This is a genomic window from Methylobacterium sp. Leaf361 (genome assembly GCF_001424445.1).
In the GTDB taxonomy this organism is placed as follows: Bacteria; Pseudomonadota; Alphaproteobacteria; order Rhizobiales; family Beijerinckiaceae; genus Methylobacterium.
Window position 1 is genome coordinate 1 of record NZ_LMPY01000026.1, and the last position, 18,337, is coordinate 18,337.

The window sequence follows — 18,337 nt, forward strand, 5'->3', positions numbered from 1 at the left end:
CGATGTAGAAGCCGGTCCAGGTGAACACCGGCACCGGCGTGAACACCGGCGGCGGCGCGGCGCGGCGCGGAAGGTCGGCGGCGGACGCCGCGGCGGTCATGCCGGCGAGGACGGTGGATGCGAGGAGAAGCTTCTTCATGGTGGTGTTCGGTCCTGGGGTTAGCTTGAGCCGGCAGCCTTCTAGGCGCTCTCGGATGGCGGGTCTGTCGCTTTCCTGCAACAAGCCTCTTCAGGCTAGGGACATCCCGTCAACGAAAGATGAAGACTAGCCGGCTCTGCCCGACAGCAGACGGCCCGCTCGCGCGCTCGACGAGAGCGAGGAGAGCTGCAGAGACCGTGAAGACTAGCTGCCTTGCGGGCCGCGCATATTGGCGGCGGCCGGCGCGGGGCCGGCGACATCGCTCGTGGTCTCTGCAGGAGCCGTCGGCGGCGAACGTTTTATTCCGGCACAACTTCGACGAGAATGATTCTCGCTCGTAAGCGATCGATTAACCCTGTTGCCCGATGGTCCGTCGCTCGCGGGCCCGTCCCCGAGCCCCTGTCGCGCCCCAAACCGAATCCGGTCCCCCGCCGGCGGAGACCGCTGTCCATGCAGAGCCCCGACGAACGGAGCCGGACGACCTTCGGCAAGCGCCGGACCGGCGAGGCCGCGCCCGGCGCGCAGGCCGGCCCGCGGACCGGCTCGACCGCCGCGCGGGTGGCGCGCGCCGAGCCGAGGCGGTCCGCGGGCCCCCTGCCCTGGACGCTGCGCGTGGCGGGTCTGATCGGGATCGTCGCGGTGATCGGCGCCTACCAGCTCGCGCGGCTGAGCCGGCCCGACGCGCCGACGCCCGGGACTGCTCTCGCGACCGCGGCGCTCGCGCCGATGGCCGAGCCCGAGACGACCGGCGCCATCGCGGCGGCCCGATCCGCCCGCACCACCCGCCTGGATCCCTGCGTCGCGCCCGCGGGCGACCGTCTCCGGCCCTGATCGGCGACCCTTCGCGCGGCCGATCCCCTGTGCGCGGGCAGGCGCTGTCGCCATTGCGAGATTGACAAGTCGCGCCAAGGCCCTAACTGACAGGGAGCATGCGCCCCGCGGCCCCGGGAGCGTCCGAGCGCCCCGCGCGAGCCTTTCCCAGCCGTTGCCGCGACGGTGTCCTTCGCGCCGGCCGGGCGCGCAACGGTTCCTGAACGCAGATGCCTTTTTCCGACCTGGGACTGAGCGAGAAAGTCCTGAACGCCGTCGAAGCGGCGGGTTACACCGAGCCGACGCCGATCCAGGCTGAGGCCATCCCCCACGTGCTGGCGCGCCGCGACGTCCTCGGGATCGCCCAGACCGGCACCGGCAAGACCGCGGCCTTCACGCTCCCGATGCTGACGCTGCTGGAGAACGGCCGCGCCCGCGCGCGGATGCCGCGCACGCTGATCCTGGAGCCGACCCGCGAGCTGGCCGCCCAGGTGGTCGAGAATTTCGACCGCTACGGGACGAACCACAAGCTCAACGTGGCGCTGATCATCGGCGGCGTCTCCTTCGCCGATCAGGACGCCAAGCTGATGCGCGGCACCGACGTGCTGATCGCGACGCCCGGCCGCCTGCTCGACCATTTCGAGCGCGGCAAGCTGCTGCTCACCGGCGTCGAGCTCCTGGTCATCGACGAGGCCGACCGCATGCTCGACATGGGGTTCATCCCCGACATCGAGCGCATCGTGAAGATGGTGCCGTTCACCCGGCAGACGCTGTTCTTCTCGGCGACCATGCCGCCGGAGATCGAGCGGCTGGCGGACATGTTCCTGCACAACCCGCAGCGGGTCGAGGTGGCCCGGCCCGCCTCCACGGCGACCACGATCACCCAGCGGCTCGTCGCCACCGGCGCCGAGGGGCACGCCAAGCGCGAGCGCCTGCGCACCCTGATCCGCGGCGAGGGCGAGCTGAAGAACGGGATCATCTTCTGCAACCGCAAGCGCGACGTGGCGCTGCTGCAGAAGTCCCTGGTCAGCCACGGCTTCGACGCCGCGGCGCTCCACGGCGACATGGACCAGCGCGCCCGCACGACGGCCCTCGACGGGTTCCGCAACGGCGACACCGCCCTGCTGGTCGCCAGCGACGTGGCGGCGCGCGGTCTCGACATCCCGGCCGTCAGCCACGTCTTCAACTTCGACGTGCCGCATCACCCGGAGGATTACGTCCACCGGATCGGCCGCACCGGCCGCGCCGGCCGCAGCGGCACGGCCTACACGCTGGTCGCCCCCGACGATTCGCGCTCCCTCGGCGCCATCGAGGCGCTGATCGGCCAGCCGATCCCCTGGCTGGACGGCGACCTGACCAGCGTGGCCGACGCGTCCGGCGACACCGGGACGCGCCACCGCGGCCGCGCGAGCGACGGGCGTCGGGGCGGCCGTTCCGCCAAGAGCGGTGGACGGAGCGGCGACAAGAGCAGCAGCGACAAGGGTGCCGACAAGGGCGCCGACAAGGCCGTCGTCGAGAAGAGCGCCCGGAGCGCGAGCGAGACCGAGGAGGTCCGCGAGCGTCCGACCCGGTCGCGCGGCGGCCGCGGCGCGGCGCGCGCGGAGAGCCGCCCGGACGATCGTCCCGAGAGCCGTTCTGAGAGCCGCCCCGAGAACCGTCCGGAGCCGCGCGCGTCGGGCCGCGCGTCAGGCCGCGGCGGCGAATCCGCGCGCGAGGAGCGCGGGCGCCGGATCGACGCGGACGGAGACACGCCCGTCGGCCTCGGCTCGCACGTTCCTGCGTTTCTGCTTCGACCAGTCTTGGCGAAGAAGGATAAGTAACAGACGTCTGTTCCGGCTTAACTGTCCGGCTACCAGGCAGCCGTATATTGGGTCAGGGCAACGACGCAGGCGCGTCGGTCGCCCCGGACCGCGGGATACGGATGAGCCAGGAGACCTATTCGGATCGCGATCGCAGCTTCGCGTTGGCGAAGCGCAGCCACGACCTGATTCGCGACTACGGGCCCTCCGCGACGCCGCGCGCCTACGCCGTCTGGTACGCCTACGTCTCGGGAGAGCTGCCGCTCCTCGCCGACGCCGTGAAGCGTCTCACCACGCAGAACGGCTGCCTCACCGAGGGCGACATCGACGACCTGCACGAGACCTATCTCGACGGGCGCCGCCTCGCGAGCACCACCGACGACGTCAGCCGCATCGTCCTCAGCGAGATCGCGGCCGTCACCGAGATCCTGGACCTCTCCCTGGGCTCGACGGCGCAGTACAGCGAGTCGCTGCGCGCGGTCGCTCAGGACCTCTCCCAGGGCGTCCCGAGCCGGGCGCGGTTCGGCGAGATCGTCGCGACCCTGGCCGCCACGACGCGGGAGGTCGCCGCCAACAACCGGATCCTCGAAGCCCGCATGCGCGAGACCCGCAGCGAGATCGAGACCCTGCGCGAGAAGCTCGAGGCGACCCGGCGCGAGAGCCTGACCGACGCCCTGACGGGGCTCGCCAACCGCAAGCATTTCGAGGAGACGCTGAAAGCGTCGATGGAGACTGCCCGGGCGCGCAGCACGCCCATGAGCCTGATCATCCTCGACATCGACTTCTTCAAGCGATTCAACGACCTGTACGGTCACCTCACGGGCGATCAGGTCCTGCGGCTCGTGGCGATCGTGATGCGCGAGAACGCCGGCAAGCAGGCGCAGCTCGCCCGGTTCGGCGGCGAGGAGTTCGGCATCATCCTGCCCGGGGTCGACCGGACGGTGGCCAAGCAGGTGGCCGAGACGGTCCGCGCCAGCGTCATGGGGCGCGAGCTGGTCAAGCGCTCGACCGGCGAGTCGCTCGGCAAGGTCACCATCTCGCTGGGCGTGGCGGTGCTGCGCCCGGGCGACACGCCCGCCTCGCTGATGGAGCGGGCCGACCTGTGCATGTTCGCGGCGAAGCGCGCCGGCCGGAACCGCTTCCTGGACGACGCCGCCGAGTCGCTGATGCAGGTGGCCTAAAGCCGGCCCCGGCCGCGTCGCCGTCCGGCGACACGCGCCACCCGCGACGGCGGGCGCGGACCGGTCAGGCCTGCGCGGGCAGGCGGTCAGCCGAGACCGGCGTGATCGCCACCGACTCGCCGCAGCCGCAGGCCGAGGTCTGGTTCGGGTTGTTGAACACGAACTGCGAGGCCAGCTTGTTGGTGGTGAAGTCCATCTCGGTGCCGAGCAGGAACAGCACCGCCTTCGGGTCGACGAACACGCGCACGCCGCGATCCTCGACCACGTCCTCTCCGGGCTTGGCCGCCTCGGCATATTCCATCGTGTAGGACATCCCGGCGCAACCGCCGTTCCGGACGCCGACGCGCAGCCCGGCGATCGGCCGGTCGGCCTCCGCCATGATCGCCTTGATCCGATCGGCGGCGCGATCGGTCAGCGAGAGAACCTTGAAACCAGCGGACATCGTCACCCTCCCGCCCATCCGGGTTCAAGGCCCGGGGACGCGCATTCCGACGCGTACAAGATAAGCATTGGCCCGGGGCCGGTCCACCGCGGCGGGGTCACACCGGCCCGGCATTCGCCGCGCGGGAGCGCCCTCAGGCGGCCTCGCCGGTCAGTCGCGCGAAGGTCCCGAGATCGACGTTGCCGCCGCTGATCACCACGCCGACGCGCTTGTTCGTCACGTCCACGAGGCCGCTCAGCACCGCCGCCGCCGCGAGGCAACCGGTCGGCTCGACCACGAGCTTCATCCGGCTGGCGAAGAACCGCATGGTCTCGACGAGTTGCGCGTCGGTGACGGTGAGGATGTCGGACACCCGCGCGCGGATGATCGCGAAGGTCAGGTCGCCCAGGGCCGTCGACTGCGCCCCGTCGGCGATGGTGCGGGGCACCGGGATCGTGACGATCCGGCCCTCGCGGAACGAGCGCTGCCCGTCATTGCCCGCCTCCGGCTCGACGCCGATCACCCGGCAACCCGGTGACAGCTCCGCGGCGGCGAGGGCGCAGCCCGCGAGCTGGCCGCCGCCGCCGAGGCAGGCCACCAGCACGTCGAGGGGACCGACCGTCTCGATCAGCTCCTGCGCCAGCGTCCCCTGCCCGGCGATGACGTCGGGATGGTTGAAGGGCGGGATCAGCGTCAGGCCGCGGGCCTCGGCGATCTCGCGGCCCAGGGCCTCGCGATCCTGGGTGTAGCGGTCGTACAGGACCACCTCGGCGCCGTAGCCGCGGGTGGCGGCGATCTTCGCCGCGGGGGCGTCGCCCGGCATGATGATCGTGGCGGGCGCTCCGAGCAGCCGGCTCGCCAGGGCGATCGCCTGGGCGTGGTTGCCCGAGGAGTAAGTGATGACCCCGCGGGTGCGGGCCGCCTCCGGCAGCGCGCTGATCGCGTTGTAGGCGCCGCGGAATTTGAAGGCGCCGGCCCGCTGCAGGTTCTCCGCCTTGAAGAACAGGCGGCCGCCGGTCATCGCGTCGGCCGTGCGGGAGGTCAGCACCGGGGTGCGGTGCGCGGCCCCGGCGATCCGCTCGGCGGCGCGGGCCACGTCCGCGAAGGTCGGAAGGCCGCCGGTGGCCGCGCCGGATTCGCCGTGCTGCGTGTCGTGCATGGTCGCCTGCATCGTTGCCTGCATCGTCGTCCGGGTACCATCCGCCCGGGGCCGCGCCGGAGCGAGGCCGGGGCGCAGCCCGTCATACGGGCCTTTCGACCCGCGCGCATCCCGCCGATCCACATGCGCAAGCGGAGCCATTCGCCACCTCGCCGCTTATACCCAGCGACAACTTGGCAGGAACGCTGGGGGGCGGCATCGCCATGGCAACAGAGATCACGCGCGCACCGGTGTGCCGCCCGCACGGCGGCAGGGCCTCGCCGTGAGCGCCCGCGACCGCGCTTCGGGCGACGCTGCGACCGAGGTCACCTTCCGTGGGCGCGGGCTGGCGCTGCGCACCGGCTCGCGCCTGATCCTGCTCGTCTGCCCGCTCTGCTCGCAGCGCAACGCGCGGCGGGGCGCCGAACGCGGCATCTGCGAGTGGTGCGCCTATGTGCCGTCGCCGGACCAGGCCGAGCCCGTGGATCGCGGGTGCTCCTGAGGCGCTGTCGCGTAAGACGCCGAAATCACGATCTGGGATTGATTCTCAGCTAGGAACTATCTCCGGTTGCATATTGCGGTGCGGGTCCTCACACTCCCGCCGGGGGCCTGATGGGAGGGCACATGCAACCGTCCGAATGCTGCATCTTTCGGATGACCATCGCCTCCGTGATCGGCAGCTGCGTCACGCTCCTGCTCGTCCGGGGGCTCGATCCGCTCGTTGCCCTGCTGCTGATCCCGATCGGCGGCAGCGTGGCGACGGTTCTGGTGATCCTGCTGTTCCAGGCCGTGAGCCTGACGCTCGCGGCGCGGACCGGTCCGCACTGACCGGCCGGTGGCGGCGCGGCTCGGATCCCTGTCCGACCGGTGCACCGCGTCGACCGCCGATCAGGTGTGGATCACCTTGCCGTAGGCGTCGAGCACGCTCTCGTGCATCATCTCGCTGAGCGTCGGGTGCGGGAACACCGTGTGCATCAGCTCCTCCTCGGTGCTCTCGAGGTTCATCGCCACCACGTAGCCCTGGATCAGCTCGGTCACCTCGGCGCCGACCATGTGGGCGCCGAGCAGCTGGCCGGTCTTGGCGTCGAACACGGTCTTGATCAGGCCGTCCGGCTCGCCGAGCGCGATCGCCTTGCCGTTGCCCGCGAAGGGGAACCGGCCGACCTTCACCGAGAAGCCCTGCTCCTTGGCCTTCGCCTCGGTGAGCCCGACGCTGGCGATCTGCGGCTGGCAGTAGGTGCAGCCCGGGATCTTGGCCTTGTCCATCGGGTGGGTGTGCAGGCCCTTGATGGTCTCGATGCAGATGACGCCCTCGTGCTCGGCCTTGTGGGCGAGCATCGGCGGCCCGGCGACGTCGCCGATCGCGTAGAGGCCGGGCACGTTGGTGCGGCCGAGCCCGTCCGTCACCACGATCCCGCGGTCGATCTTCACCCCGAGTTTCTCGAGACCGATATTCTCGATGTTCCCGACGACGCCCACCGCCGAGATCAGCTTCTCCGCGGTGATCTGCTGGGTCTTGCCGTCGCCGCCCTCGATGGTGGCCGTGACAGAATCGGCGCCCTTCTCGACCTTGGTCACCTTGGCGCCGGTGAGGATCTTGATGCCCTGCTTCTCGAAGCGCTTACGGGCGAGGCCGGCGATCTCGGCATCCTCCACGGGCAGGATCTGCGGCAGCAGCTCCACCACGGTCACCTCGGCGCCCATGGTGCGGTAGAACGAGGCGAACTCGATGCCGATGGCGCCCGAGCCCATCACCAGCAGGCTCTTGGGCATCGCCTCGGGGACCATGGCCTCGTAGTAGGTCCAGATCAGCTTCTTGTCGGGCTCGATCCCCGGGATCGCGCGCGGACGCGCGCCGGTCGCCACGATGATGTGCTTGGCCTGGTAGGTGCCGGCGCCCTTGGCGCCCTTCGGCGCCTCGGCGCGCTTGGTCTCCTTCACGGTGACCTTGCCGGGCTGGTTGCCCTGCGCGGCGCTGTCGACCGAGGCCTCGCCCCAGATCACGTCGACCTTGTTCTTCTTGAGCAGCATGCCGACGCCGCCGTTGAGGCGGGCCGAGACGCCGCGGGACCGCTTCACGATGGCGGCCGTGTCGAACCCGACCTTGTCGGCCGTCAGCCCGTACTCGCCGGGATGCTGGAAGTAATGGAAGATCTCGGCCGAGCGGAGCAGGGCCTTGGTGGGGATGCAGCCCCAGTTCAGGCAGATGCCGCCGAGATGCTCGCGGTCGACCACGGCGGTCTTGAAGCCGAGCTGCGCCGCGCGGATCGCCGTGACGTAGCCGCCGGGCCCGGCGCCGATGATGAGGACGTCGTAGGTGTCGGACATCGTGTCTCAGCTCTCCGCTGTGGCGCGCGCGACTGCACCGTCGTTGACGCGGCGATCAGGACGAGGTCTCCAGCGCGCTCAGCCGCTGCTCCATGGCCTTGATCGTCTTCTTGATCGATTGGAGATCCGCCTTCGCCTGTGTGCCGAGACCGGTTTCGTAGGCGATGTAGATCTCCAACTCCTCAAGTTTTTCGGTGTGACCCGTCAGGGTCGTCTTGATAGCTGCGACATCGCGCTTCACCTCGGCGATGTCGCTCTGCATCCGTTGTAGGACTGGCAGGACCAGATCGGTGACTTCGGACACGCGACTCTCCGTTGATCGCTCAGGCGATCATAACAGAGTCGCGCCTCACACCAGCATGCCCATCGGGTTCTCGATCAGCCCCTTGAAGGCCGAGACCAGCTCCGCGCCGAGCGCCCCGTCGAGCACCCGGTGGTCGCACGAGAGGGTGCAGGTCATCACCTGGACCACGGCCGGCGCCCCGTCCTTGACGACCACGCGCTTCTCGCCCGCGCCCACCGCCAGGATGCTCGATTGCGGCGGGTTGATCACCGCGGTGAAGTGCTTGATGCCGAACATGCCGAGGTTCGACACCGAGGTGACGCCACCCTGGTACTCCTCGGGCTTCAGCTTCTTGGCGCGGGCGCGGGCCGCGAAATCCTTCATCTCGTTGGAGATGGTCGAGAGCGTCTTCTCGTCCGCCCGGCGGATCACCGGGGTGAACAGGCCGCCGTCGATCGCCACCGCGACGCCGACCTCGGCGTGCTTGAAGCGCAGGATCCGGTCCTCGGCCCAGACCGCGTTGGCGGCCGGCACGCGGGTCAGCGCGAGGCCCATCGCCTTGATGACGAAGTCGTTCACCGAGAGCTTGAAGGCGGGCTTGCCGTCTTTGTCCTTGCCGGCCGAGCCGTTCAGCGTCTCGCGCAGCTTCATCAGCGCGTCGAGCTCGCAATCCACCGTCAGGTAGAAGTGCGGGGCGACCTGCATCGCCTCGGTGAGGCGCTTGGCGATGGTCTTGCGCATGCCGTCGAGGGGCACCTCCTCGTAGGCATCCTTGGCGAAGAAGCCCTTGACCTGGTCGGTCGTGAGGCCGGCCGGCGCGCCGCCCGCGGGGGCGGCCTTCGGGGCCGGAGCCGCCTTCGGCGCCTCGGCGGCGGCCTGCGCGGCGGCGGGTGCCTTGGTGGCGCCGGAGGCCTTCGCGGCCTGGACGTCGCGGGCGATGATGCGGCCGTGCGGCCCGCTGCCCTGGACGGCGCCGAGGTCGACACCCTCCTGCTTGGCGATCCGCCGGGCCAGCGGCGAGGCGAAGACGCGGCCGCCCGGGCCGGCCTGCGCGCCACCCTGCGGAGCGCCGCTCGGCTGCGCCCCCTCCGGTGCGGCGTTCACCCGCTCGTACGACATGTGGCCGCCGCCCGGCGTGGTGTTCTGGCCGGCCGCAGAGGCGTCGGCCTTCGGCTCGGGCTTGGACTCGGCCTTGGCCTCGCCGTTCGAGGCGGCCTTCGGCGCGCCGCCGGCCTGCACGCTCGACGGGTCCTCGCCCTCGGCGGCGATGATGGCGATCAAATCGTTGACCGGCACGTCCGCCGTGCCCTCGGGCACGAGGATCTTGGCGAGCACGCCCTCGTCGATGGCCTCCACTTCCATGGTGGCCTTGTCGGTCTCGATCTCGGCCAGCACGTCGCCGGACTTGATCGGGTCGCCCTCCTTCTTCAGCCACTTGGCGAGGTTGCCCTTCTCCATGGTCGGGGAGAGCGCGGGCATCAGCACGTTGATCGGCATGGCATCAGGTCTCGGGCAAGGCCGGGGCGGCCGGATCGTCGAAGGGGAAGAGGTCGTCGAGGGGGAAAGGAACGGCGTCGTAAGGCGGCCGCGGACGCGGGTCCGGCGCCCCGTCGACCTTCGCGGCGACGCGATGCGCGAGGACCGCCTCCAGATCCGCGTAGGTCGCCTGCCGGACGGCCGCCTCAGCCATGGTCGGCCGCCATCGTCAGTTGAGACCGCCGGGGTCGAGCCCCTCGGCCTCCCAACCGGCGCGGATGCGCTCGACCGCCTCGTCCTCCGACATGTCGGTCTCCAGCGCGTAGGCGCGGGCGGCCTGACGGGCGAGGTCGGCCAGCAGCCGGCCCCAGGTCGCCGGATCGTCGAAGGAGCGGCGCAGGGCGACGCTCACCGCGCCGTCGACCACGGCCGCGCGCAGCACCTCGATGCCGCCCTGCTCCAGGGCGTCGGGCGGGATGGCGAGTTCGGCGAAGTCGGTGCTGGGATCCTGGCTCATGGCGCGCCGGCTGTTCCTCGATCTGGCCGGGGCGGGCGACGGCGTCGCCCGCGCGCCCGTCACTTGTAGCAGACGCTCTTGGCGGCCTCGACGACCTCCGCCACCGTCGGCAGCGCCAGCTTCTCGAGGTTGGCCGCGTAGGGCATCGGCACGTCCTTGCCGGTGATGCGCAGAACCGGCGCGTCCAGGAAGTCGAAGGCGTCGACCATCAGGCGGGCCACGATCTCGGCGCCGATGCCGGATTGCGGGAAGCCCTCCTCCACGGTGATGCAGCGGCCGGTCTTCTTGACCGATTCCACCACCGTCGCGCTGTCCATCGGGCGGATCGTGCGCAGGTCGATCACCTCGGCCTCGATGCCCTGCTCGGCGAGCGCCTGCGCGGCCTTGAGGGCGTAGGTCATGCCGATCGCGAAGGACACGATGGTCACGTCGCTGCCCGTGCGGTGGATCTTCGCCTTGCCGATCGGAAGCACGAAGTCGTCGAGCTTCGGCACCGGGAAGGACTGTCCGTACAGGATCTCGTTCTCGAGGAAGATCACCGGGTTCGGGTCGCGGATCGCGGCCTTGAGCAGGCCCTTGGCGTCGGAGGCCGTGTAGGGCGCGATCACCTTCAGGCCCGGCACGTTGGAGTACCACGCGGAATAGTCGTGGCTGTGCTGGGCGGCGACGCGGGCGGCGGCGCCGTTGGGCCCGCGGAACACGATCGGGCAGCCAAGCTGGCCGCCGGACATGTAGAGGGTCTTGGCCGCTGAGTTGATGATGTGATCGATCGCCTGCATGGCGAAGTTGAAGGTCATGAACTCGACGATCGGCTTCAGGCCGGCGAGCGCCGCGCCGACGCCGATGCCCGCGAAGCCGTGCTCGGTGATCGGGGTGTCGACGACGCGCTTCGGCCCGAACTCCTGCAGCAGGTTCTGGGTGACCTTGTAGGCGCCTTGGTACTCGGCGACCTCCTCGCCCATGACGAAGACGTCGCCGTCGCGGCGCATCTCCTCCGCCATGGCGTCCCGCAGGGCCTCGCGGACGGTCTGGGTGACCATCGGCGTGTCGGCCGGGAACTCCTCCATCACCGGCTCTTGAGCCTTGTTGGTGATGACGGCCGGCGCGGCCGGCGCCTTCGGGGCGTCGTCGCCGGTCTTGGCCGCGGGGGCCGGCCTGTCGGCCATGCCCTCGGCCTGCATGTCGGGCGCCGGGGCCGGATGGCCGCCCGCGCCGTTGGGCTTGGCGCCGCCGCCCGACTGGACGCTCGCCGGGTCCTCGCCCTCGCCGGCGATGACGGCGATCGGCGTGTTGACCGCGACGCCCTCGGTGCCCTCGGCGATCAGGATCTTGGCGAGGATGCCCTCGTCGATGGCCTCCACCTCCATGGTGGCCTTGTCGGTCTCGATCTCGGCCAGCACGTCGCCGGACTTGATCGGATCGCCCTCCTTCTTCAGCCACTTGGCGAGCTTGCCCTCCTCCATGGTGGGCGAGAGGGCGGGCATCAGGATGTCGGTCGCCATGCTCAGCTCTGCGGTCGTCTTTTCGTTAGGGGGCGGCCAGCTTTGTCGTCCGCGCTCAGGCGTGCGCTTCGAGCAGGATGTCGGTCCACAGCTCGGACGGATCCGGCTCGGGGTCGTTGGTGGCGAACTCGGCCGAGGCGTTGACGACCTCGCGGACCTTGGCGTCGGTGGCCTTGAGCTCGGCCTCGGGCACGGCGTGCAGCTCGAGCAGGCGCTTGCGCACCATCTCGATCGGGTCGTGCTCGTCGCGCATCTTCGAGACCTCGTCCTTGGTCCGGTACTTGGCCGGATCGGACATGGAGTGGCCGCGGTAGCGGTAGGTCTGCATCTCCAGGATGTAGGGGCCCTGGCCGGTGCGGGCGTGCTCGATCGCCCGCGAGGCGGCCTCGCGCACCGTGCGCACGTCCATGCCGTCGACCTGCTCGCCGGGGATGCCGAAGGAGAGGCCGCGCTTCGAGAAGTCCGTCTGCGCCGAGGCCCGGGCCACCGAGGTGCCCATGGCGTACCGGTTGTTCTCGATCACGTAGACGACCGGCAGCTTCCAGAGGGCCGCCATGTTGAAGCTCTCGTAGACCTGGCCCTGGTTGGCGGCGCCGTCGCCCATGTAGGTCAGGCTGACCTTGCCGTTCTCCCGGTAATGGTCGGCGAAGGCGAGGCCGGTGCCGAGCGACACCTGCGCGCCGACGATGCCGTGGCCGCCGAAGAACTGCTTCTCGCGGCTGAACATGTGCATCGAGCCGCCCTTGCCGCGGCTGTAGCCGCCGCGGCGGCCGGTCAGCTCGGCCATGACGCCCTTCGGGTCCATGCCGCAGGCGAGCATGTGGCCGTGGTCGCGGTAGCCGGTGATGACCTGGTCGCCCTCGACCGAGGCCATCTGCATGCCGATCACCACGGCCTCCTGGCCGATGTAGAGGTGGCAGAAGCCGCCGATCAGGCCCATGCCGTAGAGCTGGCCGGCCTTCTCCTCGAAGCGCCGGATCAGCAGCATCTCGTGATAGGCGTGGAGATCCTCGTCCCGCGTGAACTGGGGCATGTTCGGCGCGGGGCGATGCGCCTCGGCGGCCTGAGGGCTCGCGGCCTGCACCGGCGCGGACGACGCGTCCTTGGCGGGCTCTTTGGCAGGCTCCTTGGCGGCGTCCATCGGCGCTCTCCCCGTGATTCCACGCGACTTCGTGGGGGTGTAGGACAGCGACGATTGGAAAGCGAGGGCTGCCGCTCTGACAGGAAGCCACTCTTGTCAGAGGACTTTCGGGACTAGGGAAAACGATCCCCTGGACTTCCGCGGGACGATCGCGGGACCTCCGCGGACCTGTCAGGGCGTGATGATGACCACGTCGTTGGCGTGGACCCGGCCCAGGACGATCCGGGCGCGCTCCTCCAGGAGGTCGCGGTCGATCTGGTCGCTCTTCAGCAGGTTCACCCGGTGCTCCCAGACGGCGCGCTCGGCCTTCACGGCGGCGAGTTCCTGGCTGAGGCCGTAGGCGCGGATCTTCAGGGCCTTCTTGGCCTCGAGGCCACGGTTGCCACTCTCGGCCTGCCACACGAAATAGCCGACCACGAGCGCCGACAGGGTCCAGAGACCCAGCGGCAACACGACCATTCTGACTCGGCGGCGCACGACCATGGCGCGACCCTCGCGCGGAAAGGTTAACGGTTCTTTTCGACCGCGCCGCGGTCGGGGCAGGACCGCGACGGGGCCGGACCGCGGCCGGGACGAACAGGGGCGAGCCTGAGGCATGGACCTGACGCATCTGGGACGCTGGATCGCCGCGCACGCCACGGCGACCGACGACCACGACACCCTGCTCTCGGGCTTCTGCGAGTCGCTGGTCGAGGCCGGCCTCCCCGTCTGGCGGGTCAGCGTCATGGCGCCGGCCCTGGACCCGACGCTGCGCGGCGTCAGCCTCAACTGGCACGCGGGCGAGGGCATGTCCTTCGTCGCCAACGCCCACGGCGCCGACGAGGAGAGCGACTGGCTCCTGAGCCCCGTCTACGCCCTCGTGGAGACGGGCGAGACCTTCGGCCGCTGGCGCCTCGACGCGCCCGAGCTGGCGGTGGACTTCCCGGTCCTGAAGGCCCTCGGGGCGCAGGGCGGCGTCGACTACGTGCTGCACATCGCCGAGTTCGCTCCCGGCACCGCGCTGCGGGGCATCGCGGTCTCGTTCTGCACCCGCGCCGCCGCCGGCTTCACCGAGGCGGACCTCGCCGCGATCGCCGGCGTCCTGCCGTTCCTGACGCTGGCGATGGCCAAGATGGGCCTCGCCCACACGTTCCGGGAAGTCTCGGCCACCTATCTCGGCCGATCCACCGCCGAGCGCATCCTCGACGGTCAGATCCGGAGGGGCGAGGGGCGGGCCGTGCCGGCGGCGATCCTGCTGACCGATCTGCGCGGCTTCACGGCCCTGGCCGACCGGGTGGATCCGGCCGACATGGTCACGTGGCTCAACGAGCATTTCGACGCCCTCGGCGACCCGGTGGCGCGGCACGGCGGCGAGATCCTGAAGTTCCTCGGCGACGGCTTCCTGGCGATCTTCCCGGTCCCGGACGCCGACACCCTCCCCTGCCCGGTCTGCGGGGCCGCCCTCGACGCCGCGATCGAGGGCCTCGCCGCCAACGCGGCGCTCAACGCCCGCCGCCGCGCCGAGGGGCTGCCGGAGCTGCCGGCCGAGGGCGTCGTGCATTTCGGGACGGTGATGTACGGCAATGTCGGGACCGAGCGGCGCCTCGACTTCACGATCATCGGACGGGCGGTCAACGAGGCGAGCCGGATCGAGAGCCAGTGCGCCGCCCTCGGCCACGACCTCCTCGTGTCGGACTCCTTCGCCGAGCGGTGCGCCCGGCGGCTGGAGCCGGTCGGGACGATCGAGTTGCGGGGCCTGTCGCGGCCGATGCGGGTCTGGACCGTGCCGGGGGAGTCGTCCGGTGCGGCGATGACCTGATGCGAGCGCCGTGTTCCGGGCTCGCCTGCGGCGCCCCGGAACAAAGTGGGAGGCGCCGCGCCGACGTCGTCAGAACAGCGCGCAGCTCCGCTGGAGCACCAGCCCGACCGCGCCCTGCACGAAGCGGCGCCGGTAGGCCTCCCGGATCTCACGCAGGGTCGCGACCGCCTCGGGCGTCGGTTCGGTGACGATCAGGACGATGCGGGCGGCCTCGCGGACGATGCGTCCGTCCGGCCCGCGCCACTGGCCCCGGCCGGCGAACACGGTCAGCCCGTCCGGGAACCGCGGGGTGATCCACTCGGCCAGGAACCGGTCGAAGGCCGCCCCCGAGACGCGGCCGCCGTCCGGCCGCGACAGGCCGAACAGCAGCTGCGCGCTGAGGGTCGGGCGGGCACCGTCGCAGAGCGGGTCCGCGCGGGCCGGGCCGGCCGCCCCGACACCGAGCAGGCCGGCCAGCAGGATCTTACCGATCAGCGGCGGGCGAGCTGCTTGAGCGCCGACGGGCCGGCGTAGAGTGCCTGCGGGCCCAGGCCCTCCTCGATGCGGATCAGCTGGTTGTACTTGGCCAATCTGTCCGAGCGGGCGAGCGAGCCGGTCTTGATCTGCCCGCAATTGGTCGCGACCGCGAGGTCCGCGATGGTCGAGTCCTCGGTCTCGCCCGAGCGGTGCGACATCACCGCGGTGTAGCCGGCGCGCTGGGCCATATCGACCGCCGCCAGGGTCTCGGTGAGCGAGCCGATCTGGTTGACCTTGATCAGGATCGAGTTGGCCGTCCCCTCGGCGATGCCGCGGGACAGGCGCTCGACGTTGGTGACGAACAGGTCGTCGCCCACGAGCTGGCAGCGGTCGCCGATCTTGTCGGTCAGGAGCTTCCAGCCGGCCCAGTCATCCTCCGACATGCCGTCCTCGATCGAGACGATCGGGTAGGTGGCGACGAGCTGCGCGAGGTAGTCGACCTGCGCCTCGATGGTGCGGGTCTTGCCCTCGCCCTCGTACGCGTAGGCGCCGTCCTTGAAGAACTCGGTGGCGGCGCAGTCGAGGGCGAGCGCCATGTCCTGGCCCGGCTTGAAGCCGGCGGCGCTGATCGCGTCCATCACGAAATCGAGGGCGGCCTCGGCGGACGGCAGGTTCGGGGCGAAACCGCCCTCGTCGCCGACATTGGTGTTGTGGCCTGCCTTCTTCAGCTTGCCCTTGAGGGTGTGGAACACCTCGGAGCCCATGCGCACGGCCTCGGCGACCGAATCGGCGCCCACCGGCATGATCATGAATTCCTGGAAGTCGATCGGGTTGTCGGCGTGCGCGCCGCCGTTGATGATGTTCATCATCGGCACCGGCAGGACCCGGCCCTGCACACCGCCGACGTAGCGGTAGAGCGGCAGGCCCGAGGCCTCGGCCGCGGCCTTGGCCACCGCCAGCGACACGCCGAGGATCGCGTTGGCGCCGAGGCGGGCCTTGTTGGGCGTGCCGTCGAGCTCGATCATCGCCTCGTCGACCGCGACCTGGTCCTCGGCCTCCATGCCGCCGATCGCGTCGAGGATCTCGGTCTGGGCCGCCTCGACCGCCTTCAGCACGCCCTTGCCGAGGAAGCGATTCTTGTCGCCGTCGCGCAGCTCCACCGCCTCGTGGGCGCCCGTGGAGGCCCCCGACGGCACCGCGGCGCGGCCGAAGGAGCCGTCCTCCAGGATGACGTCGACCTCGACCGTGGGGTTGCCGCGGCTGTCGAGGATCTCGCGGGCGCTGATATTGGTGATCGCGGTCATGGAACGTCCTCTCGCGGGGGCCGCGGGTCGGCGACCGCGCCCCAATCGGAGGGTGCGGCGCATCGCGGCGGCTTATCCGTCAAGCCGCGGCCGGCGGCAAGCGCCGGGAGGGACGGCGCACAGCCGGGTCCTGCCGGGAAAGCGTCGCGGATCAGGCGGATGCGCGCGGCGCCGGCAGGCTCTATATGGCCGGCCATGACCTCCACCAACGACCTCCAGCTCGGCCAGCCGACGCCCGTCCCCACCTCACCCGAGGAGGCGCGACTCGACCGGGTCCCGAACCCGCACGCGGACACCGACTATGTCGCCCGCTTCACCGCGCCGGAATTCACCTCGATCTGCCCGGTCACCGGGCAGCCGGATTTCGCGATCTTGGTGATCGACTACGTGCCCGGTGACTGGCTGGTGGAGTCGAAGTCGCTGAAGCTCTACCTGGGGTCGTTCCGCAACCACGGAGCGTTCCACGAGGATTGCACGGTGGCGATCGGCAAGCGGCTCCGCGACCTGCTGGAACCGCGCTACCTGCGAATCGGCGGGTTCTGGTATCCCCGCGGCGGAATCCCGATCGACGTCTTCTGGCAGACGGGCGAACTGCCGAAGACCGCGTGGCTACCGGACCCGGGCGTGCCGCCCTACCGCGGACGCTGACCGAGCCAACGAAAAGGGCGACCGGCTCGCGCCGGTCGCCCCCGATCCTCTCGGATCTCCGATCTCAGTAGCCGTAGCCGTAGTAGCCGTAGCCCGGAGCGGCGTAGCCGTAGCCGCCGTAGACCGGGGCGTAGCCGTAGCCGTACGACGGGGCGTAGCCGTAGCCGCCGCCGTAGTAGCTGTCGCGGGCCGCGCCCGCGGCGATCGCACCGGCCGCGAGGCCGGCGATGCCGAGGCCGATCGCGGCGCCGGTGCCGATGCCGCGACGGCCGCGGTAGTAGCCGTGGCCGTAGCCGCCGTAGCCGCCGTGGTAGCCGTAAGGCCGCGCCTCGGCGCTCGTGGTGACGGCAACACTGCCGAGAGCCATGGCGGCGGCAGTGGCGATGATACCGATCTTGCGCATAGTGTTCCTTCTCGATCCCTGATCGAACATGCCCAATAACGTGGCCGCATCCGGACAGTTCCAGATTTCACGCCGGACTTGCGTGCGGATCCGCACCCAGTCGGGATTATGAACCGTTGTTCAGCGTGGCCGCCGCTTCGATGAGTGCGGTCAAGCTTGGGTGCGGCTCTTCCGGAACCGCTCGAACTCTTGCGGCGAGTCTTCGGGAGCACCTGAAACGCCGCGGCGGGCCGGCGCGGCGGACGGCCGGTCCCGGAGACGGAAATCCGCCCTGCCGCGGGTCGGGCGTGCTACGGATCGGCCGGGAGGACCGACGATGGATGCCCTGACCCTGATCCGCGAGAGCCTCGCGCCGCTGGCCGGCAAGCGGGTCGTCGATATCGGGTGCGGCCCCGGGACGCTCGCGCGGCGGCTGGTCGACGCGGGCGCGCGGGTCACCGGGATCGATCCCGGCGCGGCGGCGCTGGCGCGGGCGCGGGACGCCGTGCCGGAGGCGCGCTTCGAGGCCGCGACCGGCGAGGCCCTGCCCTTCCCGGACGCCAGCTTCGACGGCGCCGTGATGCTGAATTCCCTCCACCACGTCCCGGACCCGGCGGCGGCCCTCGCCGAGGCGGCCCGCGTCCTGGCCCCTGGCGGGCTGCTCGTCGTGGTGGAGCCCCTGGCGGAAGGCAGCTTCTTCGACGCCCTGCGGCCGATCGAGGACGAGACCGCAATCCGCGCCGCCGCCCAGGACGCCATCGCGGCCGCCCTCGCCCGCGGCGCCTACGCGTGCCGCCGCGACGCGACGATCGCGCGGCGCGAGCGCTTCGACTCGCTCGATGCCTTCCTCGCCCGCGTCAGCGCCGTGGACCCGGCCCGCGAGGCGACCATCCGGGACCGGCGCTCCGTGGTCGAGGAGGCCTTCCTGAAGGCCGCCGCGCGCGAGGCCGACGGGCAGTTCGGCCTCGTCCAGCCGCTGCGGATCCACGTCCTGGAGCCGGCGGCCGCCTGAGC

Annotated in this window: 21 protein-coding genes; 8 read left to right on the top strand and 13 right to left on the bottom strand. The window is 70.8% G+C overall.

What is annotated here, in order from left to right:
- Window positions 1-589: 589 nt before the first annotated feature.
- The 3 genes from ASG32_RS19275 to ASG32_RS19285 all read left to right on the top strand — a co-directional run bounded on the left by ASG32_RS19275 (window position 590) and on the right by ASG32_RS19285 (window position 3,929).
- Complete coding sequence (locus tag ASG32_RS19275) at window positions 590-970, top strand: hypothetical protein (RefSeq protein WP_056529545.1); 381 nt, start codon at window positions 590-592, stop codon at window positions 968-970.
- Window positions 971-1,179: 209 nt separating this feature from the next.
- On the top strand, window positions 1,180-2,769 hold the full coding sequence (locus ASG32_RS19280) for a DEAD/DEAH box helicase (protein ID WP_056529548.1): 1,590 nt from the start codon (window positions 1,180-1,182) through the stop codon (window positions 2,767-2,769).
- A gap of 101 nt (window positions 2,770-2,870) precedes the next feature.
- A complete protein-coding gene (locus tag ASG32_RS19285; protein WP_020095327.1) occupies window positions 2,871-3,929 on the top strand; it encodes a GGDEF domain-containing protein in 1,059 nt (352 codons plus the stop codon).
- 64 nt (window positions 3,930-3,993) lie between these two features.
- On the opposite strand, the gene ASG32_RS19290 is transcribed toward ASG32_RS19285, so the two are convergent.
- Window positions 3,994-4,371, bottom strand: a complete 378-nt coding sequence (locus ASG32_RS19290) for an iron-sulfur cluster assembly accessory protein (RefSeq protein ID WP_012317999.1) — start codon at window positions 4,369-4,371, stop codon at window positions 3,994-3,996.
- Window positions 4,372-4,504: 133 nt separating this feature from the next.
- The gene (locus tag ASG32_RS19295) at window positions 4,505-5,521 is read right to left on the bottom strand and encodes a threo-3-hydroxy-L-aspartate ammonia-lyase (RefSeq protein WP_056529551.1); all 1,017 of its coding nucleotides are present in this window, start codon (window positions 5,519-5,521) and stop codon (window positions 4,505-4,507) included.
- A gap of 250 nt (window positions 5,522-5,771) precedes the next feature.
- Between ASG32_RS19295 and ASG32_RS19300 the strand changes: the two genes are divergently transcribed.
- Both ASG32_RS19300 and ASG32_RS19305 read left to right on the top strand, forming a co-directional pair.
- Window positions 5,772-5,990: a hypothetical protein gene (locus tag ASG32_RS19300; protein ID WP_020095325.1), complete on the top strand. Its 219-nt coding sequence runs from the start codon at window positions 5,772-5,774 to the stop codon at window positions 5,988-5,990.
- A gap of 122 nt (window positions 5,991-6,112) precedes the next feature.
- Window positions 6,113-6,316 (top strand): hypothetical protein, encoded by a 204-nt coding sequence (locus tag ASG32_RS19305; protein ID WP_026605273.1) that lies wholly within the window; start codon window positions 6,113-6,115, stop codon window positions 6,314-6,316.
- Window positions 6,317-6,376: 60 nt separating this feature from the next.
- On the opposite strand, the gene lpdA is transcribed toward ASG32_RS19305, so the two are convergent.
- From lpdA to ASG32_RS19345, 8 genes are all read right to left on the bottom strand, one after another.
- Complete coding sequence (gene lpdA, locus ASG32_RS19310; protein WP_056529554.1) at window positions 6,377-7,816, bottom strand: dihydrolipoyl dehydrogenase; 1,440 nt, start codon at window positions 7,814-7,816, stop codon at window positions 6,377-6,379.
- A gap of 55 nt (window positions 7,817-7,871) precedes the next feature.
- On the bottom strand, window positions 7,872-8,120 hold the full coding sequence (locus tag ASG32_RS19315; protein WP_244492059.1) for a hypothetical protein: 249 nt from the start codon (window positions 8,118-8,120) through the stop codon (window positions 7,872-7,874).
- A 45-nt stretch (window positions 8,121-8,165) separates the two neighbouring features.
- Window positions 8,166-9,596, bottom strand: coding sequence for a pyruvate dehydrogenase complex dihydrolipoamide acetyltransferase (locus tag ASG32_RS19320; RefSeq protein WP_056529560.1), 1,431 nt, complete (start codon window positions 9,594-9,596; stop codon window positions 8,166-8,168).
- A 4-nt stretch (window positions 9,597-9,600) separates the two neighbouring features.
- Complete coding sequence (locus tag ASG32_RS19325) at window positions 9,601-9,789, bottom strand: hypothetical protein (protein WP_020095320.1); 189 nt, start codon at window positions 9,787-9,789, stop codon at window positions 9,601-9,603.
- A 15-nt stretch (window positions 9,790-9,804) separates the two neighbouring features.
- Window positions 9,805-10,092 carry a DUF5076 domain-containing protein gene (locus tag ASG32_RS19330; protein ID WP_020095319.1) on the bottom strand — a complete coding sequence of 96 codons (288 nt, stop codon included), beginning with the start codon at window positions 10,090-10,092 and terminating at the stop codon, window positions 9,805-9,807.
- Between the two features lie 59 nt (window positions 10,093-10,151).
- The gene (locus ASG32_RS19335; RefSeq protein ID WP_020095318.1) at window positions 10,152-11,594 is read right to left on the bottom strand and encodes a pyruvate dehydrogenase complex E1 component subunit beta; all 1,443 of its coding nucleotides are present in this window, start codon (window positions 11,592-11,594) and stop codon (window positions 10,152-10,154) included.
- Window positions 11,595-11,649: 55 nt separating this feature from the next.
- Window positions 11,650-12,735 (bottom strand): pyruvate dehydrogenase (acetyl-transferring) E1 component subunit alpha, encoded by a 1,086-nt coding sequence (gene pdhA / locus ASG32_RS19340; RefSeq protein WP_056529564.1) that lies wholly within the window; start codon window positions 12,733-12,735, stop codon window positions 11,650-11,652.
- A 171-nt stretch (window positions 12,736-12,906) separates the two neighbouring features.
- Window positions 12,907-13,218 carry a septum formation initiator family protein gene (locus ASG32_RS19345; RefSeq protein ID WP_012317989.1) on the bottom strand — a complete coding sequence of 104 codons (312 nt, stop codon included), beginning with the start codon at window positions 13,216-13,218 and terminating at the stop codon, window positions 12,907-12,909.
- Between the two features lie 112 nt (window positions 13,219-13,330).
- Here ASG32_RS19345 and ASG32_RS19350 point away from each other — a divergent pair, with 112 nt between their 5' ends.
- Window positions 13,331-14,533 (top strand): adenylate/guanylate cyclase domain-containing protein, encoded by a 1,203-nt coding sequence (locus tag ASG32_RS19350; protein ID WP_056529567.1) that lies wholly within the window; start codon window positions 13,331-13,333, stop codon window positions 14,531-14,533.
- 69 nt (window positions 14,534-14,602) lie between these two features.
- On the opposite strand, the gene ASG32_RS32725 is transcribed toward ASG32_RS19350, so the two are convergent.
- Together ASG32_RS32725 and eno are read right to left on the bottom strand one after the other, a co-directional pair.
- On the bottom strand, window positions 14,603-15,103 hold the full coding sequence (locus ASG32_RS32725; RefSeq protein ID WP_244492060.1) for a DUF3574 domain-containing protein: 501 nt from the start codon (window positions 15,101-15,103) through the stop codon (window positions 14,603-14,605).
- The gene (gene eno, locus ASG32_RS19360) at window positions 15,004-16,293 is read right to left on the bottom strand and encodes a phosphopyruvate hydratase (protein WP_056529570.1); all 1,290 of its coding nucleotides are present in this window, start codon (window positions 16,291-16,293) and stop codon (window positions 15,004-15,006) included. Before eno ends, ASG32_RS32725 begins: the two co-directional genes overlap by 100 nt.
- 195 nt (window positions 16,294-16,488) lie before the next feature.
- Here eno and queF point away from each other — a divergent pair, with 195 nt between their 5' ends.
- On the top strand, window positions 16,489-16,941 hold the full coding sequence (gene queF / locus ASG32_RS19365) for a preQ(1) synthase (RefSeq protein ID WP_056529573.1): 453 nt from the start codon (window positions 16,489-16,491) through the stop codon (window positions 16,939-16,941).
- A gap of 64 nt (window positions 16,942-17,005) precedes the next feature.
- Here the strand turns inward: queF and ASG32_RS19370 are convergent, their stop codons facing one another.
- The gene (locus tag ASG32_RS19370) at window positions 17,006-17,344 is read right to left on the bottom strand and encodes a hypothetical protein (protein WP_012317985.1); all 339 of its coding nucleotides are present in this window, start codon (window positions 17,342-17,344) and stop codon (window positions 17,006-17,008) included.
- 316 nt (window positions 17,345-17,660) lie between these two features.
- Between ASG32_RS19370 and ASG32_RS19375 the strand changes: the two genes are divergently transcribed.
- Entirely contained in the window at window positions 17,661-18,335 is a 675-nt protein-coding gene (locus ASG32_RS19375) for a methyltransferase domain-containing protein (protein WP_056529576.1), read from the top strand.
- Window positions 18,336-18,337 lie beyond the last annotated feature (2 nt).

What these genes read in the sequence shown, in the direction of transcription:
- ASG32_RS19375 (WP_056529576.1), top strand. Translation starts at nt 17,661, where the DNA reads ATGGATGCCCTGACCCTGATCCGCGAGAGCCTCGCGCCGCTGGCCGGC.
- ASG32_RS19295 (WP_056529551.1), bottom strand. Translation starts at nt 5,521, where the DNA reads ATGCAGGCGACCATGCACGACACGCAGCACGGCGAATCCGGCGCGGCC.
- ASG32_RS19325 (WP_020095320.1), bottom strand. Translation starts at nt 9,789, where the DNA reads ATGGCTGAGGCGGCCGTCCGGCAGGCGACCTACGCGGATCTGGAGGCG.
- ASG32_RS19345 (WP_012317989.1), bottom strand. Translation starts at nt 13,218, where the DNA reads ATGGTCGTGCGCCGCCGAGTCAGAATGGTCGTGTTGCCGCTGGGTCTC.
- ASG32_RS19275 (WP_056529545.1), top strand. Translation starts at nt 590, where the DNA reads ATGCAGAGCCCCGACGAACGGAGCCGGACGACCTTCGGCAAGCGCCGG.
- ASG32_RS19320 (WP_056529560.1), bottom strand. Translation starts at nt 9,596, where the DNA reads ATGCCGATCAACGTGCTGATGCCCGCGCTCTCCCCGACCATGGAGAAG.
- ASG32_RS19290 (WP_012317999.1), bottom strand. Translation starts at nt 4,371, where the DNA reads ATGTCCGCTGGTTTCAAGGTTCTCTCGCTGACCGATCGCGCCGCCGAT.
- queF (WP_056529573.1), top strand. Translation starts at nt 16,489, where the DNA reads ATGACCTCCACCAACGACCTCCAGCTCGGCCAGCCGACGCCCGTCCCC.
- ASG32_RS19335 (WP_020095318.1), bottom strand. Translation starts at nt 11,594, where the DNA reads ATGGCGACCGACATCCTGATGCCCGCCCTCTCGCCCACCATGGAGGAG.
- ASG32_RS19305 (WP_026605273.1), top strand. Translation starts at nt 6,113, where the DNA reads ATGCAACCGTCCGAATGCTGCATCTTTCGGATGACCATCGCCTCCGTG.
- ASG32_RS19285 (WP_020095327.1), top strand. Translation starts at nt 2,871, where the DNA reads ATGAGCCAGGAGACCTATTCGGATCGCGATCGCAGCTTCGCGTTGGCG.
- ASG32_RS19350 (WP_056529567.1), top strand. Translation starts at nt 13,331, where the DNA reads ATGGACCTGACGCATCTGGGACGCTGGATCGCCGCGCACGCCACGGCG.
- pdhA (WP_056529564.1), bottom strand. Translation starts at nt 12,735, where the DNA reads ATGGACGCCGCCAAGGAGCCTGCCAAAGAGCCCGCCAAGGACGCGTCG.
- lpdA (WP_056529554.1), bottom strand. Translation starts at nt 7,816, where the DNA reads ATGTCCGACACCTACGACGTCCTCATCATCGGCGCCGGGCCCGGCGGC.
- ASG32_RS19280 (WP_056529548.1), top strand. Translation starts at nt 1,180, where the DNA reads ATGCCTTTTTCCGACCTGGGACTGAGCGAGAAAGTCCTGAACGCCGTC.
- ASG32_RS19330 (WP_020095319.1), bottom strand. Translation starts at nt 10,092, where the DNA reads ATGAGCCAGGATCCCAGCACCGACTTCGCCGAACTCGCCATCCCGCCC.
- eno (WP_056529570.1), bottom strand. Translation starts at nt 16,293, where the DNA reads ATGACCGCGATCACCAATATCAGCGCCCGCGAGATCCTCGACAGCCGC.
- ASG32_RS19370 (WP_012317985.1), bottom strand. Translation starts at nt 17,344, where the DNA reads ATGCGCAAGATCGGTATCATCGCCACTGCCGCCGCCATGGCTCTCGGC.